A 16883-nucleotide genomic window follows, 5' to 3' on the forward strand; every position below is an offset into this window, starting at 1 on the left:
TCACCGCGATCACCTGACGTTCCGGTGCATGTCGAAGGGGAGCCCCTCGACGCCGTCGCGCTGGAAGGAGTTGATCGCGTCGTTCACCTCGTGGTAGCCCAAGATGCCCTCTTGGATCATCCGCTCGATGAGCTCCGCGCGGAACTCCAGGTCGTCGTAGATGTCGCGGGTGTCGGCGTAGCCGAGCAGCGTCGCGATCTGCTCTTCGAGCACGTAGGAGTTGTTCATCCCCTGGAAGACGATCTCGTCTTCGACGGGGTCCCAGCTGAACACCTCGCGGGTGACGACTCCCTCCATCTCCTTGGAGTACCCCTCGATCTCCTGGACGCTCGTCACCCGGCGCAACACGTCGTTCCCCTGCTTCACCCGGTTCTGGAACAGCGCCACGTCGGCGTTGTCCATGAACGTCTCCGGGACGTTGATCGGCTCGGAGGTGAACCGCTGGATCATCGAGACGATGTCGGACGCGTGGAACGTCAGCATCACCGGGTGGCCCGTCTGGGCCGCCTGGAACGCCATGCGTCCCTCGGCGCCGCGGACCTCGCCCACGATGATGTAGTCGGGCCGCGACCGGAGCGCGGCGGCGACCAGGTCGAACATGTCGACGTCGGAGCTCCCCTCGCCGCCCCCCTCGCGGGTCAGCAGCTGCTGCCAGGTGCTGTGCGGCGGGATGACCTCGGCGGTGTCCTCCGCGGTGTATATCTTCGAGTCGTCGGGGATGTACGAGAGGATGGCGTTCAGCGTCGTCGTCTTCCCGGACGCCGTCTCCCCGACCACGAACACCGTCTGCTCGTTCTCCAAGCAGAGCCAGAGGTACGCCGCCAGCTGGGGCGACAGCGTCCCCCAGTTGGTGATCTGGTTGATCGACAGCGGCACCTCGTCGCCCTGCCGGATCGTGAGCGAGGAGCCCTTCAGCGAGACGTCGTCGGAGTAGATGATGTTGATACGCGACCCGTCGGGCAGCGTGGAGTCGACGATGGGATCGGAGTCGGAGAGCGGGTCGCCGATCCGCTCGCCCATGTTGCGCAGCCAGTTGTCGAACTCCTGTTTGGTGCCGAAGTCGACGGTCGTCTCCAGCATGCCGAAGGTGCCGTGGTCGACGTGACACTCCTTGGGGCCGATGACGTGGATGTCCTCGTTGGCCGGGTCGCGCATCACCGGTTCGAGCGGGCCGAGCCCGACGATGTCGCGGTTGAGCCGGTAGCGGATGTTCTCGTACGTCTCCTCGGTGACGGAGAGTTTCCCGAAGTTCCGTATCTTCGAGACGCCTCGGCGCCAGCCGGTGGTCTCGTCGTCGACGTGGGTCACCTCCTCTAACAGCTCCTCGATGAGGTCGTCGTACTCCGCCTCCGAGTCGGGGGCGCTGTGCTGGCCGCTCGCGGTGAGCAGCCGGTTTTTGACCTGGTTGAGGATCTCGGCCTGCGGGCCGGACACCTCCGGCTCGATGGCGTAGTACTTCGTGTCCTGTCCGAGGTCACCGTAGATGTGGCTGTATATCGGCCCGCCGACGGGGTAGATGACGTTCGGGCGGTTCGACTCGTACTCGGATTTCGGTTCCTCGATGAACTGCGGGAACTCCCCCGTGATCTGCTTGAACTCCCGGAGGTGTTCCCGGAGGTGGGGCCGCCGCATGGCGGCCTTTCGGAGCTCTTCCGACGGTTTCGCGGTTCCGTGTTCGGTCATGGTCTACTCGTCGCCTCCGCGCGCTCGGGCCGCGCCCGCCGCGGTCCGCGGGGCGCGCGTCGTCTCCGTCGTTCCGTTGTCGTCGTTCGCGTCCCGCCCGCGCGGGACGACGGTTCCCCCGCGAGCGGTCGGCGCCATCACGCGACGCTGCGGCTCTCGATGACGATCCCGGTGCCCGACCGGACCGAGAATCCGATCGTGTCACCGACCTGTTCGCCCATCCCCGCGAAGCGCTTCACGTTGATCTGCCGGCGGATGTCGTTGCCGACCTCGATCATCTCGAGTTCGAGGAACACGTCGGCGATCGACCGGAACGGGCCGATGGCCTCGTCGTCGACCGCCGAGGGGTCGACGGTGAGCACGACGACCTTCCCCTGCGAGATGATCTCGCGGAAGAACGAGATGATCTCCAGGGCCGCCTGCCGCTCCTCGTTCTTCCGGACGAGCGACTCGAACGTCGGGTCGTTCCGGAAGATGGCGTCGAACGTGTCGAGGAAGATCACGTCGGAGTTCCACATCGCCTCCGCGTTCATCAGCCGCTTGAGCAGCTCCTTCCGCTCGCCGTCGCCGTCGGAGAACGCGCCGCCGGAGTCGAAGTCGGCGTGGAGGAAGAGCAGCTCCTCGTTTAAGAGTGGCTTCACCATATCGTACTCCAGCGAGTGCATCTGGTCGATGAACCCGCGGACGGTGAGCTCCGTCGACATCATCGTGACGGACGCCCCCTCCTCGACGAGCCCGTAGGCGAACCGCTGGGAGATGGCGCTTTTCCCGGCCCCGTAGTCGCCCTCCATGAGGACGATACTGCCCCGCGGGATCCCCCCGCCGAGCTCCTTGTTCAGCCGGTCGCGCTCGCCGAGGCCGATCGAGAGCAGGTTGTCGGCGCGGGGCACGTCAGGTCGCCTCCGTGCGGAACTGGAACAGCTCCTCGTCGCCGTTCACCGTGAGATACACCCGGTGGTCGGTCCCCGGGGCGAGCCCGTTGTCCGTCCCCTCCAACTGGGTGACGTCGATCGTGAGCCGTAAGACGTCGCCGCGGTCCCACGCCGCTCCCTCGCCGGCGGAGACGAGCTCCCCCGTCGTCGCGCTCGGCGGGACGTAGCTCCCGTCGAAGACGACGTCGATCCCGGAGCCGTCGGGGTGGAGCCGCTGCGTCCCGGTGTTCTTTATCAACAGCGTCACGTTCTCGTTCCCGCTCTCGTTGTACACCCCGGCGCTCGCGTCGGAGATGATCGTCACGTCCGTCCGGAGCTGCTCGGTCGCGTCGATCCCGGCGTCCTCGACGGCCGCGCTGACGCGGTCGACGCCGGTCGTGATCGTGCCGACGACGCCCGCGGCGATCACGAGGCTCGCGATGAACAGGATGAGGTGAGAGACCGGGACGCTCGCCATCTACGCGCTCACCCCCGTGACGCTCGCCGTGTCCCGCACGCCGGACTCGACGACGAGGACGACGCGGGTCTCGTTCGCGACCACGTCGGTCGAGAGGTCCGCCTCCTCGACGGTCACCGTCAGCGTCTCGCCGCCGAGCCAGAGCTCGGTGTCGGCGTCGCCGTCGACGGTCGTGTTCGCGTTCGGTCCGCCCACGTCGACGTACTCGTTGCCGACGACGAGCGTCGCGTCGCTCGCGACCAGTCCGACCGAGCCGTCGTTGGTGGCGGTGACCGTCAGCGTCGTGTCGTCGTACGTCGCGTTCGTCACGGCGAAGTCGGTGTTCTGCCGCTCCAGCGATCGCTCTTGGATCCCCTGTTGGGCGTCGGTGACGCGGTCGAAGCCGTTGGCCGCGACGGGGTAGAACGCGGTGAACGCGAAGAACAGCCCCGCGACGATGATGGCCGTCGACGCGGAGACGCTAACGCCCATCTCCCCACCCTCCGTCGGCCGGGTCAGCGCGGTCGGAACGCGGGTTCGGGTCGTTCATGGGTCGCGGGGAACCACCGTTCCGATCGCGGCCCTCCGGTCGCTCGCTGCTCCGTTCCGCCCGCCGGTCGCCGCGCTCGTCTCGCTCGGCGTGCCCGTTCGCTCGTCCGTCGGCCCGGCTTCCCTCGCTATCGGTCCGGCGTCCGTCGCCATCCTCGCGCCGGCGTTTCTCGTGGCCGCCGCGCCGCCGGCCGCCGCGGTCCTCGCGCCGGTCGCGTCCCCGACCGCGGGAGCCGACCGGCGGCGGGCCGCCGCCGACCAGCGAGCCGCCGGCGAGGTCGTCCCATCGGTCGAGCAGCAGGAGGTGGCCGCTCGTGCCGTTGAGCTGCGTCACGTACCGGAGGCTCCGGGTGTGGTGCTCGCGGACCAGCCGGTCCGTCCCCGGCCGGTCGACGAGGTTCCGGTCGATCGTGCCGAACCCGGAGAGGAAGTCGCGGAGCCGCGCCGCGGCGTCCGGGCCGACCCACTCGATGCGCTCGTAGTAGTTGATCGCGCGCACCGCGTCGGTGACGTCGCTCTCGGAGACGAGGAACTCCAGCCACTCCATCACGAGCAGGTCGCCGACGTAGTCGCCGGGCAGCTCCGTGAGGTACGGCTTCCCCCGGCCGCCGGAGAGGTCGTCCTCGCCGACGTACTCGAAGCCGCCGCCGTTCGCCTCGGCCGGGTCCCCCCCGGGCTGCGGACCGCGCGTGCGGTCGGCCGCTGGGTCGGGCTCCGGTTCGGGTTCGGGCTCGGGTTCGGGCTCGCGGCCGTCCGCCGAGGCGCCCGCGCCGGTCGCCGGCTCCTCCTCGAACGAGTCCATCCCCTCGTCGAACGACTCGACGCCGTCGTCGACGCCGTCGTCGAACGGGTCCGTCTCGTCGCCGAGGCCGTCGTCGAACGAGTCCGTCTCGTCGCCGAGGCCGTCGTCGAACGCGTCCCCGTCGTCGAACGGGTCCTCGTCCGCGGGGGCGTCCGCGTCGCCCCCGTCCTCGTCGGCCCAGTCGGCCTCCCCGGCGTCGTACTCCTCTTTCAGTTCGCTGAAGCTCTTTCCGTCGTCGTTCATGTCGTCTCCGTCGTCCGCCGCCGCGGTCTCGGACGAGGCGTCGGCGGAGTCGCCGTCGTCCGTGTGGTCGTCGTCCGGTTCCCCGTCCAGCTCGTCGAACTCGTCGCCGCCGTCGTCGAAGTCGTCGTCGAGCATGTCGTCGTCGAAGAACCCGTCGGCGTCCGCGTTCGCGACGTCCTCGTCGAGCCCGTCCGCCTCTTCGTCCGCCTCGTCGTCGTCGTCGAAGAGCCCGAACGACCCCTCGCCGCCGCCGCTGACGCTGTCGAAGCCGCTGGACTCGTCGACGAAGGGGTTGATCCCGCGGGTGACCATCTCGTAGATATCGAGCAGGTTCCTGACGTCCTCCTCGATGTCGTCGACCGCGGCCGAGATCTCCTCGTTCTCCGAGCGGACCGTGGACACCGTCGAGGAGAGCGAGGCGACCTCGTTCTCCAGGTCGTCGAGCCGGTTCTCCAGCTCGCCGGTGTCGGCGCCGCCGCCGCCACCGTCGTCGTCGAAGCCGTCGTCCCACTCGTCCATCCCGTCGAAGTCGTCGAAGTCGTCGCCCATGCCACCGCCGCCACCCATGCCGCCGCCCATGCCACCGCCACCGCCGCCGTCCATCCCTCCGCCGCCGAAGGGGTCGTCGTCGCCGCCCATGCCACCGGAGTCGTCGTCGGAGCCGCCGTCGTCGAGAAAGCGGTCGAGGACGCTCGCACCGACGAGCCCCAGCGTGGCGACTATCCAGGTGGCCGTTGGAGCTCCCCACACCGGTAGTTCGAGGCCCATTACCGAGTACGACCCGCAGAACACACTTCAATTCACCCCTCAAAATATCAGCAGTGAGAAGACACCGCACCCACGGACGGCGGACGCGCGGCTCTCGCGCGGCGCCGCGGGGAGCCCCTTAGAGGGTGCGTTCGAACCCGTCGGCCGCCCGGACGACGAGCCCGCCGTCCGGCCTGAACCGGACCGTCCGGCCGACGCCGTCGCCGACGTCGCTGGCGACGATCGGGACGCCGGCCGACGCGAGCCGGCGCTCAGCCCGCTCGACGTTCCGCGGACCGACGGCGTCGGTGAGATCGAGCATCTCCGCGCCCCCGGCGACGCGCGCCTCCAATCGGCCGGACGCGGCGCCGGCCGCGACGAGGTCGTCCACGAGCGCGTCGATGCCGGCGTCGACGTACTTCCCTCGGCGGGCGGCGGCCGTCCGCGTCTCGTCGCTCGTCGGCAACATCGCGTGGAGAAGCCCGCGGACGCCCGCCCGCTCGTCGGCGAGCGCGACCGCGACGCAGGAGCCGAGCCCGCTCGTCGTCAGCGTCTCCCCGTTCGTCGCGACGGCCAGCTCGCCCACGCCGACCTTGATCCGACGCTCGGGCGCGTCGCTACCGGGGGCGCCGGCGTCGCGACTTCCGTCGGCGTCGCGGCTCGTGTCGCCGCCGCTCTCGTCGCGGTGCGACCCGCGGCCGCGGGACGACGAGGGGTGGCTCACGTCTCGGAGAGACGGTCGAGGGCCCGCGCCAGTTCGCGCTCGTCCGGGAGCGCGTACACGTCGCACCGCGCCTGCACGCCCTCCGTCTGGATCGCGGCGTCGATCACGAACCCGTAGTCCTGCCGCCGGCTCAGCTTGGCGACCAGCGGGCTGATCGTCGACGAACCGATGTCGTGGACGAACTCGGGCGGCGAGTGGCTGATCGAGGTGCCGAGCACGTTCGCCCAGCCGTCGATGAACCCGCTCGTCATCACGTTGCCGAGCTCGCAGAGCGCGTTCTCCGCCATCCCGCCGAGCGGCTCGTCCGGCTCGCTCGGGAGCATCGCCGCCGCGATCGTCGCCGCCGACTCCTCCTCGAAGAGGATCGCGAGGTAGCCGCTCGGCTCCCCCTGCAGCTCGAAGACCGTCCCGGCGTGCGGCTCGACGCCGACCTCGGCGGGCACGTCGGCGAGCGGGACGAACCGCAGCCGGCTCACGTCGACGGTCGTCTCGAGGCCCGTCATCATCGCGATGTTGTCGGCGGCGTTCGCCGACCCGCGCTTCGCCAGCGACGCGAACGTCGACAGCGACTCGTACGGGACGGCGGTGGTGCCGGCCTCGCCGGCGGCCCCGTCCCCCGCCCCCTCGGCGCCCGCCGTCGCGGCCGGCGCGGTCTTCCCGACGATGAGGTCGCGGAAGGGGCCGGAGTCGGGCAGCATATAAATAGAGAAGTCGAGGTCGGTCGTCGTCGCGTCCAGCCGGCTCTCGAAGAGGAACACGCCGTCGCCGGCGAGCGCCCCGTCCGGGAGGACGGCGGCGCCGTCGGCCTCGAAGTAGCGCGGCGGCGTCATGTCGATCGCCTTCCCGAGGTAGTTCGCCCAGCCGTCGAGGAAGCCGCCGAGCGCGATGTTGCCGACCTCGGTCACCGCGCTTCGCTCCATCGAGGCGCCGCCGGGCAGCAGCGAGAGCAGGGCGTCGACGTTGGCGGCGTCGAACGCGAGCACCGCCTCGCCGTCTAACCCGCCGCGGAGCCCGACGCTCACGCCGATCGACTCGCGGCCGGTGAACGCCTCGGCGAGGTCCTCGCCGCTGGCGACGCTCGCGCCCGTGACCTCCACCGCGAGGTCGGTCCCCGTGAGATCGGAGAGGGCGCCGGCGGCCTGTTCGGCGCCCTGCTCTGCGAGACGGTTGCACGCGCCGAGCGCCCGGACGTCGACCCGCATTATACCGCCGATCCGATGGCGTCGAGCACGTTCGGCTTCTGGAACGGCTTCGTGATGTACCCCTCGGCACCGGCCTTGATGGCGGCCTTCATCTTCTCCTCTTGCCCGACGCTGGTGCACATGATCACCGTCGCCTCGGGGTTCTCCTCTAAGATCTCCGTCGTCGCCTCGATCCCGTCGCGGATCGGCATCACGATGTCCATCATCACGAGGTCGGGGCCGTGCTCCTCGTACATATTGACCGCCTCCACGCCGTTTTCGGCCTCGCCGACGATCTCGAACTCCCCCTCCAGTATCTCCCGGAGGAGGTTCCGCATAAACTCCGAGTCGTCCGCGATAAGCACGCGCGTTGCCATGGTTGTCTCGAAAGCGGTGCAGCGGTCACTTAACGACTCCCCCGCGGTTCTCAGCGCTGAGAACCGACGGCCGCGGCGGGGCGGCCCCTCAGACCCAGTGCCCGAGGAGGTACGTCGCGCCGACGAGGACGGTCCCGCCGAACGTCTCGCGCGTCCCGATTCCGAACGGGAGGAGCGTCGCCGGCGTCCCGTCGGGCTCCTCGGTCGGCGTCTCGCCGTCGTCTCCCTCCGGTCCGGACTCGTTCGGCCCATCGTCGATCGAGTCGTTCCCGGTCGGGTCATCGCCGTCGCCCGCCCCGTCCCCGCCGCCGTCGCTCGCCCCGTCATCGCCGCCGGCGCTCCCCTCGCCCCCGTCGGTCGACTCCGAGCCGTTTCCGTCGGTTTCGTCGACGCGCGTCACCGCGGGGTCGGCCTCCACGATCAGCGTTCCGTTCACTCGGTCTCCGTCGATCGCGAGCGAGTACGGGTACTCGCCCGGCTCTAGGTCGGCGTCGAACCCGCCGAACGTCTCGTTCGTCTCGGCCTGCGGCGCGACCGTGACGTATCGCTCCTCGACGATCTCACCGTCGTCGACGTCGAGCGTCAGGCGTTCCCGGTCGCGCAGCTGCCCGACGTTCCGCACCGTCGCGGAGAGGGCCGCCAGCGACTCGCCGCGGGTCACCGTGAGGTTGGTCGTCGTCCCGTTCGCCAGTCGGAGTCGCCGTGGGTCCGTGGCGTTGTCAACGACGAGAACCTCCCGGCTGTCCTGTAGCGACTGCCCCCGGTAGAGCCGGTAGCTCGCTCTGGTCCCGGGCGCCACGTCGGCGAGCCCGCTGTCCGCGGAGAAGTTCCCGTCCTCGATCGCCAGCTCGGACTCGGTCCGGGACGGGGTCTCGTTGGTGTCCCTGACGATCGTCGCCGACAGCTCCGCCACGGGCAGAATCGTGGTCGTGCCCGTTATCGTCCCGTCGCCCGTCTCGACGAGGACGGTGCCGTCGTCCGTGACGTGGTCGTACCGGAGGTACCGCTCCCGAACGCTGAACGACGCCTCGGCGCTCACCCGGCCGTCGCCGGTTCCGTGATACGGGTACTGCTCCGCCACGTCCTCGTCCGTCGCCGACTGCGCTCCGAACGCCGCCGGCGGCTCGCCCCCGCCGTCGTCGAACCGATACCGCTCGCCGTCGGTCCCCTCTAAGGCGAACTCGACCGCGAACTCGTCGCCCGGCTCGACGTCGTGGGTGAACGCGCCACCGTCGCTCGTGTCGATCGCGAGGTAGAAGCGGCCGGGCACCCCGTTCCTGTCGGCGTCCCCGCGTTCGAGCTCCGATTCCTCCGCGAGAAAGAGGCTGACGTCGTCGGAGTCGGCGTCCGCGAGATCGAGCTCCGCCCGGGGTTCGTTCCGCCCGGGATTCGTCTGCCGGACCGTCAGCGAGACGCCCTCCTCGGCCTCGAGGAGATCGACGAGGACGGTGTGGTTGAGCGTCGTCCCGGCCTCGATCGCGGTCCCGTCGTCCGACTCGCCGGACCGCCGCTCCGCGAAGTGCGCCATCGCGCCCCAGATCCCGGTCGCCTCGAAGCCGAGCACGACGCGGTCGCCCTTCGTCACCGCCGTTCGGTCGAGTCCGGCCTCCCTGAGGGCTGCGAGCGACTCAGTCCCTTCCCCGTCGTCCCCCCCGTCGGCGATCACGTCCGAGTCCGCGGTCGTGAAGACCTCGGCCTCGTCGTGGAATCCCGGTTCCTCCAACACGAGGTCGGACTCCGCGGCCACCTCGACCGGGTCTATCGCGCCCGAATCGCGGACGATGAACGTGCCGTTGGTGATCGCGAGCCGGTACCGCTCCGGAACGAGGGGCCGCGCGAGCCCGCCCGCGCCCGTCGAGCCGACCCCGGAGAGGTTCGCGAGGCTGTCGGCGACCACGTCGCCGTCCTCGTTTTTGAACTCAAGCGAGCAGTTCACGCGGTCGGCGCTACAGCTCTTGACGCCGCTCTCATTCGTCCCGAGGAGCCGCGTGTTGATCGTCGTCGACCCGTCTCCCACCTTGAGCACGTCGACGAATCCGACCGTCCCGCCGGAATCGGTGAGGCGGTTGCCGCCGACCAGCAGGTACGCGGTGTCGCCCCCGGAGGTATCGACGACGTGTCTGATCTCCACCGGGTCACCCGCCGTTCCGGTGTACGTCGGTCGGCTGAACGAGCCGTCGATCTCTCGGCTGACGGCGCCGCCCGGCGCCGCAGTTTCGCCGGTTTCGATCGCCGGAGCGACCTCGTCGCCGGCGGACGGTACCGCTCCGTCGCTCGCCGTCGCGTCCCCTCCCGCGAGCGCCGCCGCGGCGGGACCGATCGGCCCGGCGCCGAGGACCGAGCAGAGCACCGCGAGGGCGACCAGCACGGTTCCCAGCGTCGAGAGCCGAGAGCGCAGCGCGACGGCCTCCCCGTCGCTCTCCGCGGGTTCCCCGCGGCGGGCGCCGCGGGACCCGACGCGGCGGCCCTCTGAATCGGCGGTCGCCGCTCTGTCGGACCGATCCGCGCCGTCCCGTGGAGATCTGGAGGTCATCGTGGTGTCGGGTTGTCGTGGTGTCGGGTCGTCGTGCCGGCGAGTCGTCGTCACGGAGCCGAGTCGCGCGGACGGCTCGCCGTCGGTTGCTACACGGTCGGGATCTCAGCGACTAAAGCGTACCCTCCCGATTATCGCCTCGGAGAACGGGAGTCGGTCGCCGCGACGCGATTCGGCTCGAATCGACCGACTGCGGCGGTCTCGAACTCTCGGTCGAGCCCCGAAGAGTTAAGCCCGCCCGCGGTCCGGTTCCGATGAGGATGAAGACCTGTCCCCGGTGCGAGTCGTCGATCGACGACGAGGCCCGCTACTGCGTCGACTGCGGCGCCCCCCAGACCGAGGCGGCCGCCGAAGAGCTCGACGAGTACGTGCAGCGACAGGCGCAGCAGGTCGCCGCCGACTCGGGGGCGGCGGGCGGCGGTGGCACCGACGGCGGATCCGGCGACGGAGGCGTGGCCGGCTTCGTACCGACCGAGGAGCTCACCGACCGCGAACAGCTCTGGCGGCGCGGCTGTTACGTCGCGGGGTACGGCACGATCGTCGTCGCGCTCACGCTGGTCCCGCAGGCCGGTGCGTTCCTCCTGGTTCTCGGCGGGATCGCCATCTTACCGCCGGTCCGCCGGCTGACGGCGGAGCCGCTCGGGAGTCCGCTGAAGCGCGAGGTGATGGCCGGGCTGTACGCGATCCTCGCCCTGCTCGGTGCGGTGCTGCTGTTCGTTTTATAAACGGGTGCGCTCCCGCTCACTCGATCCGGAACCCGTTCGCCTCCTCCGCGGCGCGGACGAGGTCGCCGATGCTGTCGCTCGCGGTGAGCCCCTGGCTCGCGGCGAACCGCTTTATCGCCACCGGCGGCACGTCGACGGTCGTCTCGCTCGCGACGAGCAGGAGTCCGAGCGCCTCCGGCGTCGGCGAGCTCGGGCCCGCGTTCGACGCGAACCACGTCACGAGCGAGTCGAACGTCGCCGTCACGTCGTTCGACACCATCCGCTGGCGGGTGGTGTCGCCGTCGACGTGGAGCGTCGCGTCGATCCCGTAGGTGAAGCCGTCGCCGTCAAAGGAGCTCGCCAGCCACCGGCTCACCGCCTGTCGGTCGACCTCGGCGGTGCCGGCCCCCCGGCCGCCGCGGTCGCCCTGACCGCCGCGACCGCCGCGGCCGCCCTCGGACGCACCCCGATCCGCGGCCTCCGGGCCGGCCGCATTCGCCTGCGGGTCCGTGCCCGGCGGCTGGCGCTCCGCGGGGCTCGCGGGGTCCGCGGCGGTGAACCCGGACTCGTCGGCGGGCTGGCTGGCCGGCCGCGACCGCCCGACGTTAGGCCGGCCGTTCGTCCCGACGACGTACCGGCTCTCCCCGATCTCGACGACGCTCTCGTCGTCTGTGAAGTCGAGCTCCTCGGGGTCGGCCGGCGGGGCGTCCGGGTCGGCCGCCGGTGCGTCGTGGTCACTCATGGCGTAGCCGTCGTGGCGCGAGAAAATAGGTGTTCCGGGCGGAACGGTCCGCCGGGGAAGTGGTTCGGGGGGCTGTTCGAGGCTCGTTAGAGCCGGACCGCTTCGCCGTCTTCCTTGTAGAGGTCAGGCGAGTTGAGTTCGACCGAGGTTGTCGCTGACGAGGGTGAGACGATTTCGAGCGAGGACGTGTCGCTCTCGCCGAACGCGTCAGCACCCGGACCCGTACCGAACGGCCTCGCTGCAGGGTTCAGTACGATGGTGTACTGTGAGTCCTCGTTCAGCACGGCGTCGTCACCGCTGACGAACGACCCGTCCTGCTGCACTGCGAACTGGGTGTTGTTGAGATCACTCACGTTACCACCGGTAGCGTTGTAAAACACGAGGTTCTCCTGACCGTTCGGACCGACCGCTTGGATCGTCGTCTCGCTCAGGTCGATCTGATCGGCGCCCGGCGCACCCGTCACGCCGACGCGGATCTCGCTGAGGTTCCCGGTCGTCGCGTTACCGACGATACCGACTTCGGATGTCACCTCGATCCGCTCGGAAACCAGGTCCGTACTCTCCTGTCCGGTCGCCTCTGCCTGCGACTGGAGGAAGCCGGCCGTGTTGATCAGGACGCCGGCGGCGATCGCCGCCACCAGCACCATCGCGATGAACACGATGAGGGTCCCGATCCCCACTTGACCGCGGTCTTCGTCGCTGTTAATGAACTCGAACATTATTACAGCCTCACCGAGGTCTGGTCACTCGTGAGCGTGGTGGGCACGCGCAGTTCCGTCGTGGTACTGGCGCCGGACGCCGTGGTGAAGGTCACCGATACCCGGTCACCGCCCTCGAGGTACTCGTAGGTACTGCTCAGATCGATTCCGATATCAGCACGGTCGCTGTTATCTGTCAGGACAACGTCTCCGCTGCTACCCGTGTAGATGTTGATCTGGCTGCCGGTGAGTTGGAACGTCTCCTGTCCGCCGGTCCCGATGAGTTCGACGGTCGTCTCCGAGAGGTCGATGTTATCTGCTCCAGGAGACTGCGCGACCGTGATGTTCAGTTCGTCGACGACACGGGTGTCGGTACCGTCGACACTCTCAGTCGTTACGTTCCCGGACTGGCTCACGACCTGCAGCCGGTCGCTCACCTGACTCGTACTCTCCTCGCCCGTCGCCTCCGCCTGCGTCTGGAGGAAGCCGGCCGTGTTGATCAGGACGCCGGCAGCGATCGCCGCCACCAGCACCATCGCGATGAACACGATGAGGGTCCCGATCCCCACTTGCCCGCGCTCTTCCTCGTCCAGTATGGTTTCGAACATTGTGTGTTGCGTTGGCCCCCGGCCTGCCCGGCGGGCGTTATCGATAGGGAGTGTGATTTCCCTATTAAAGACTCCGTGCCGATTATTCGACCTGATAAAACGACGCAGTCGTGCGATTTTCGGATTAATTCCAGCAAAATAATTTCTATAATCATCAACGATTTCACCGCGTGGTTATCGCATCCGATACTCGAACATCAGTGGACGTGTGCGCGGATATCGGCCGATCAGTCGGCGCGGACGAACGGCTCGGTAGCGCGGTGAGGTCGATCGACGGAGGTCCGCGTCGGAACCCAGCGGGTGACCTACACAGGTGAACTGGGCCGATCAACTGAGGCGATCCGTACCGCAGCGCCGCGGATCGTTACCGGTCCTGAATCCGCGTGAGTTCGGACTCGGGGATCACGAGCTCTCGCGTGCCGGGCTCGTAGACCGCGAGGCTCCCGGCGACGAGCGCCATCGACGCCGCCAGCAGCCCGGTGTTGATCAACAGCAGCGCCGCCGCGTCGGCGAACGACGTCCGGAAGCCGGCGACGGGCGTCGCGACGGCCGCGACGACGACCAGTCCGAAGCCGACGGCCAGGTACGCCATCGCGGTGCGGCCCGACGACCGGTAGGCGGCCACCGCGAACGCCGCCAGCGTCGCGCTCGCGCCCGCCAACACGGTGGTCGTCACGAGATACAACCCCTCGATGAGCTCCATATTCGGCCTCCTCGGAGTCGATACATAAACCCACGGTGGCGGCTATCACCGGCGATAACACGGCGTTCCGCTATCGCGGGTCCGAAGAACGCGGATACGGCGTCTGTCGCCCGCCTGTCCCCGGATTCGACGATCTCTGCACTCACCGGTATCCTTTTACGTTGTAAAAATCAACGACGATAATGTGAATGGTGGGGGACGATCTGATCACGGTTCTCGGTAACAAGTACAACACGGACATTCTGACGGCGACCGGCGACGCGATGTCCGCGCAGGATCTGAGCGACGAGCTCGACGTCCCGATCGCGACGTGTTACCGCCGGATCAACGAGCTCGAGGAGGCCGACTTACTCGAGCTGCACGACCGGCCGCTCTCGGACGAGCACCGCCGGGTGAAGGTGTACCGCCGGAAGGTCGACGGCGTCGAGGTCGACTTCCGCGACGGGCTCACGATCGAGGTCGAGGAGCGCTCCGCGGTGAAAAACCGGCTCGACGACGTGTGGCGCGACCTCTCGTCGAGTCAGTAGCGTCCCGCAACTCTCCCCTTCCGCTCCGTCGGCGACTCTCGGTCCGTTCTCTCTGTCCGTTCCCTCGATCTCTCCTCTTAGAGTCCGGTCCGGATCAAAACGACGGTCCCTCGGACCCTCCCATCATCGAGAACCCGCCGGCCCGCTCGTGGACGGTGATCCCCCCTTCGCCGATCTCCATCGGGAAGATGTCGGTGTCGATGTCCTGTTTCCGCATCTTCGCCACCCAGACGTACCGGTTGACGCCCGAGTCCGTCGGCGTCTGGATGAAGTAGATGTTCCCGTCGGTGAGGAAGTTCTCCAGTCCGACCTCGGTGTCCGGGAACACGGCGCCCTGCTCGTTGATGAGCAGCGAGGTCAACCCGTTCGCCTTGAGGATGTCGGAGAACTTCAGGAGGTACGTCCGCTTCTCCTGTTCGGCGTCGAAGAAGAGCTGGAACATCGACAGCGAGTCGAGCACGAGCCGGTCGAACCCGCCGTCCTCGATCGTGTCGAGCAGGCGGTCGACCGCCGTCGAGAAGTCGGTCTCGCGCAGCATCTCTCGCTTGTCCAAGATCACGATGTCGCCGTCGTCGACGGCGTCGCCGAACCCGTCGAGACCGATCGACTCCGCGGCGCCGCGGATGTCCGCCTCGTCCTCCTCGAAGGAGACGTACACGCCGCGCTCGTCGTGTTCGGTGACGCCGTGATGGAGGTACTGGATACCGAAGATGCTCTTGCCGGTCCCGGGGTTCCCGGAGACGAGTACCGTCGACCGCTCCGTGATGCCGCCGGTGAGGATCGAGTCGAGCCCCTCGACCCCGGTGGAGACGAGTTCTGACATTCGTCCCGGTATTGGCGACGGGAGTATATAAAAGACGATCCGACGCGACCGGCCGAACTGACGGCGACAGCTTTATTTCTCGACACACCGGCCGATACTGTATGCCCGGTGAAGCGTCTCCCGTCGCCCCCGGCGGTGATCAGCGGTGAGCGACCTCTCGATCCTGATCGTGGAAGACGAGCCCGACATCGCCGCGCTGTACGCCGGCTTCCTCGACGGGCGGTACGAGGTCGACCTCGCCGAAACCGCCGCCGAGGCGATCGATCAGGTCGACGCGAGCGTCGACGTGGTGCTCCTCGATCGCCGGCTCCCGGACGGAAGCGGCGACGACGTGCTCGAACGCATCCGCGAGGCCGGCTACGACTGTCGGGTCGCGATGGTCACCGCCGTCGAACCCGACTTCGACATCATCGATATGGGGTTCGACCTGTACCTCACCAAGCCCGTCAGCCGGTCGAACCTGCTGACGGCGATCGACACCCTGCTCACCCGCAGCGAGTACGACGACCTCGTCCAGGAGGCGGCGGCGCTGGCGAGCAAGCGCGCGGTGCTCAGCTCCCAGAAGCCCGCCGCCCAGCGCGAGGGGAACGAGGCGTACGCCGACCTCGTCGAGCGCTTGGAGGCCCTCGACGCCGACATCGACGACCTCGGCGAGTCGCTCTCCTCCGACGACTACCGCGCGATGTTCCGCGACCTCGGCGAGGCCTGACGCGGCGGCGACCGCGTCACTCTCGCCCTCTCGTCCTCCCCGCTTCCGCCCTCTCGTCTTCCCAGCTTACGCACTCTCCTCGACGCTCTTCCTTCGCGGATCCCACCGACGGCGTCCGGATCCCGAACGAAATTTGAACGGACCTCGCCCCGACTCCGCACCAACGTTGTCCGGTTGTTGAAAAATCTATATTCCCCTCATCGCCCTCGCCGAGACCATGACGGAACAAGACACGCGGCGGCGCTTCCTGACGACGAGCGGCGGACTCGCGACGCTGGCGCTCGCCGGTTGTCTCGGCGAGGGCGGCAGCGGCGGCGAGATGGACGAGAGCGACGGGATGGACGGAGACGACGGCATGGGTAGCGAGGACGGCGAGGGGGACGGCATGGAGGGCGATGACGGGATGGACGGCGAGGACGACACGGACAGCGAGGACGACACGGACGACGAGGACGGGATGGGGGAGCCCGTCACCGTCCGGGTGCGGATCGAGAACGTCGCCTCCACGGAGTTCTACCCCGCGGACACGTCGACCGACGGCGTCGTCTGGGTCTCGCCGGGCGCGTACGCGATACACGAGGGCGGGAACCCGATATACGACCGCGGCGATTCGGCGTCGGTCGGTCTCGAAGCGCTCGCCGAGGCCGGCCGCCCGACGGGATTCGAGGGGGAAAACGGGATCGTCGCCGAGCTCGCCGCGTCGACGGCGGTCCACGACTCGGGCGCGTACGCCCCCGCCGACACGGTCGCCGACCCGAACGACCCGACGGGAGCGGTCCCGGGAGCCCCGCCGATCGCGCCCGGCGGCGCCTTCGAGTTCGAGGCCGACGTCGCGCCCGGCCAGCGGCTCTCCTTCGCCTCGATGGTCGTCCCCTCGAACGACGCCTTCGTCTCGACCGACGAGGAGGGGGTCGCGCTCTGGCCCGAGGACGGCGAGCCGGTCGACGGCGACGTCACCGACGTCGTGGCGCTGTTCGACGCGGGGACGGAGCCGAACGCGGAACCCCCCGGAACCGGTCCCGACCAAGCGCCCGCACAGGACGCGCCCGACCAGGGCGCCGACGAAGACGGCGTCGTTCGCCGGTTGAGCGACGTCGACGACGGCCACGAGTACCCGGCCGCCGAGGACGTGGTTCAAGTGACTGTAACCCCGACGTAGAGT

General features: G+C 68.8%; 18 protein-coding genes. 4 read left to right on the forward strand and 14 right to left on the reverse strand.

Translation table 11 applies throughout. The annotated features are described in order from the left end of the window. Positions 1–9: 9 nt before the first annotated feature. The 9 genes from flaI to B4V06_RS04400 form a co-directional block, all read right to left on the reverse strand. Positions 10–1683: an archaellum flagellar ATPase motor FlaI gene (flaI, locus tag B4V06_RS04360; protein ID WP_123113434.1), complete on the reverse strand. Its 1674-nt coding sequence runs from the start codon at positions 1681–1683 to the stop codon at positions 10–12. 137 nt (positions 1684–1820) lie between these two features. Further along, positions 1821–2573 carry an archaellum protein ArlH gene (arlH, locus tag B4V06_RS04365; RefSeq protein ID WP_123113433.1) on the reverse strand — a complete coding sequence of 251 codons (753 nt, stop codon included), beginning with the start codon at positions 2571–2573 and terminating at the stop codon, positions 1821–1823. 1 nt (position 2574) lies between these two features. Beyond that, positions 2575–3072: an archaellum stator protein ArlG gene (gene arlG, locus B4V06_RS04370; RefSeq protein ID WP_123113432.1), complete on the reverse strand. Its 498-nt coding sequence runs from the start codon at positions 3070–3072 to the stop codon at positions 2575–2577. Continuing rightward, positions 3073–3543, reverse strand: a complete 471-nt coding sequence (arlF, locus tag B4V06_RS04375) for an archaellum stator protein ArlF (RefSeq protein ID WP_123113431.1) — start codon at positions 3541–3543, stop codon at positions 3073–3075. Next, positions 3533–5413, reverse strand: coding sequence for a FlaD/FlaE family flagellar protein (locus tag B4V06_RS04380; RefSeq protein ID WP_498167708.1), 1881 nt, complete (start codon positions 5411–5413; stop codon positions 3533–3535). Before B4V06_RS04380 ends, arlF begins: the two co-directional genes overlap by 11 nt. Before the next feature lie 118 nt (positions 5414–5531). After that, on the reverse strand, positions 5532–6116 hold the full coding sequence (locus B4V06_RS04385) for a chemotaxis protein CheD (protein ID WP_123113429.1): 585 nt from the start codon (positions 6114–6116) through the stop codon (positions 5532–5534). Further along, positions 6113–7318 carry a chemotaxis protein CheC gene (locus B4V06_RS04390; protein WP_123113428.1) on the reverse strand — a complete coding sequence of 402 codons (1206 nt, stop codon included), beginning with the start codon at positions 7316–7318 and terminating at the stop codon, positions 6113–6115. Before B4V06_RS04390 ends, B4V06_RS04385 begins: the two co-directional genes overlap by 4 nt. Continuing rightward, the gene (gene cheY / locus B4V06_RS04395; RefSeq protein ID WP_008008138.1) at positions 7318–7674 is read right to left on the reverse strand and encodes a chemotaxis protein CheY; all 357 of its coding nucleotides are present in this window, start codon (positions 7672–7674) and stop codon (positions 7318–7320) included. Before cheY ends, B4V06_RS04390 begins: the two co-directional genes overlap by 1 nt. A gap of 88 nt (positions 7675–7762) precedes the next feature. After that, entirely contained in the window at positions 7763–10207 is a 2445-nt protein-coding gene (locus B4V06_RS04400) for a BGTF surface domain-containing protein (RefSeq protein ID WP_498167712.1), read from the reverse strand. A 260-nt stretch (positions 10208–10467) separates the two neighbouring features. On the opposite strand from B4V06_RS04400, the gene B4V06_RS04405 reads away from it, so the two are divergent. After that, on the forward strand, positions 10468–10932 hold the full coding sequence (locus B4V06_RS04405) for a zinc ribbon domain-containing protein (RefSeq protein WP_123113427.1): 465 nt from the start codon (positions 10468–10470) through the stop codon (positions 10930–10932). A gap of 16 nt (positions 10933–10948) precedes the next feature. Here B4V06_RS04405 and B4V06_RS04410 read toward each other — a convergent pair whose 3' ends face one another. The 4 genes from B4V06_RS04410 to B4V06_RS04425 form a co-directional block, all read right to left on the reverse strand. Next, a complete protein-coding gene (locus B4V06_RS04410) occupies positions 10949–11653 on the reverse strand; it encodes a DUF7500 family protein (RefSeq protein ID WP_498167716.1) in 705 nt (234 codons plus the stop codon). An 86-nt stretch (positions 11654–11739) separates the two neighbouring features. Further along, on the reverse strand, positions 11740–12372 hold the full coding sequence (locus B4V06_RS04415) for a flagellin (protein WP_498167719.1): 633 nt from the start codon (positions 12370–12372) through the stop codon (positions 11740–11742). A gap of 2 nt (positions 12373–12374) precedes the next feature. Next, positions 12375–12959 carry a flagellin gene (locus B4V06_RS04420; protein ID WP_498167721.1) on the reverse strand — a complete coding sequence of 195 codons (585 nt, stop codon included), beginning with the start codon at positions 12957–12959 and terminating at the stop codon, positions 12375–12377. Positions 12960–13323: 364 nt separating this feature from the next. Then, on the reverse strand, positions 13324–13662 hold the full coding sequence (locus tag B4V06_RS04425; protein ID WP_123113423.1) for a hypothetical protein: 339 nt from the start codon (positions 13660–13662) through the stop codon (positions 13324–13326). Between the two features lie 188 nt (positions 13663–13850). Here B4V06_RS04425 and B4V06_RS04430 point away from each other — a divergent pair, with 188 nt between their 5' ends. Next, positions 13851–14189, forward strand: coding sequence for a helix-turn-helix domain-containing protein (locus B4V06_RS04430; protein WP_123113422.1), 339 nt, complete (start codon positions 13851–13853; stop codon positions 14187–14189). Between the two features lie 94 nt (positions 14190–14283). On the opposite strand, the gene B4V06_RS04435 is transcribed toward B4V06_RS04430, so the two are convergent. Continuing rightward, positions 14284–15012, reverse strand: coding sequence for an RAD55 family ATPase (locus B4V06_RS04435; RefSeq protein WP_123113421.1), 729 nt, complete (start codon positions 15010–15012; stop codon positions 14284–14286). 145 nt (positions 15013–15157) lie between these two features. Between B4V06_RS04435 and B4V06_RS04440 the strand changes: the two genes are divergently transcribed. Both B4V06_RS04440 and B4V06_RS04445 read left to right on the forward strand, forming a co-directional pair. After that, positions 15158–15721: a HalX domain-containing protein gene (locus B4V06_RS04440; protein WP_123113420.1), complete on the forward strand. Its 564-nt coding sequence runs from the start codon at positions 15158–15160 to the stop codon at positions 15719–15721. Between the two features lie 217 nt (positions 15722–15938). Continuing rightward, positions 15939–16880 carry a spondin domain-containing protein gene (locus tag B4V06_RS04445; protein ID WP_498167726.1) on the forward strand — a complete coding sequence of 314 codons (942 nt, stop codon included), beginning with the start codon at positions 15939–15941 and terminating at the stop codon, positions 16878–16880. Positions 16881–16883: the final 3 nt, after the last annotated feature.

The organism is Halorubrum sp. B53 (genome assembly GCF_059752395.1).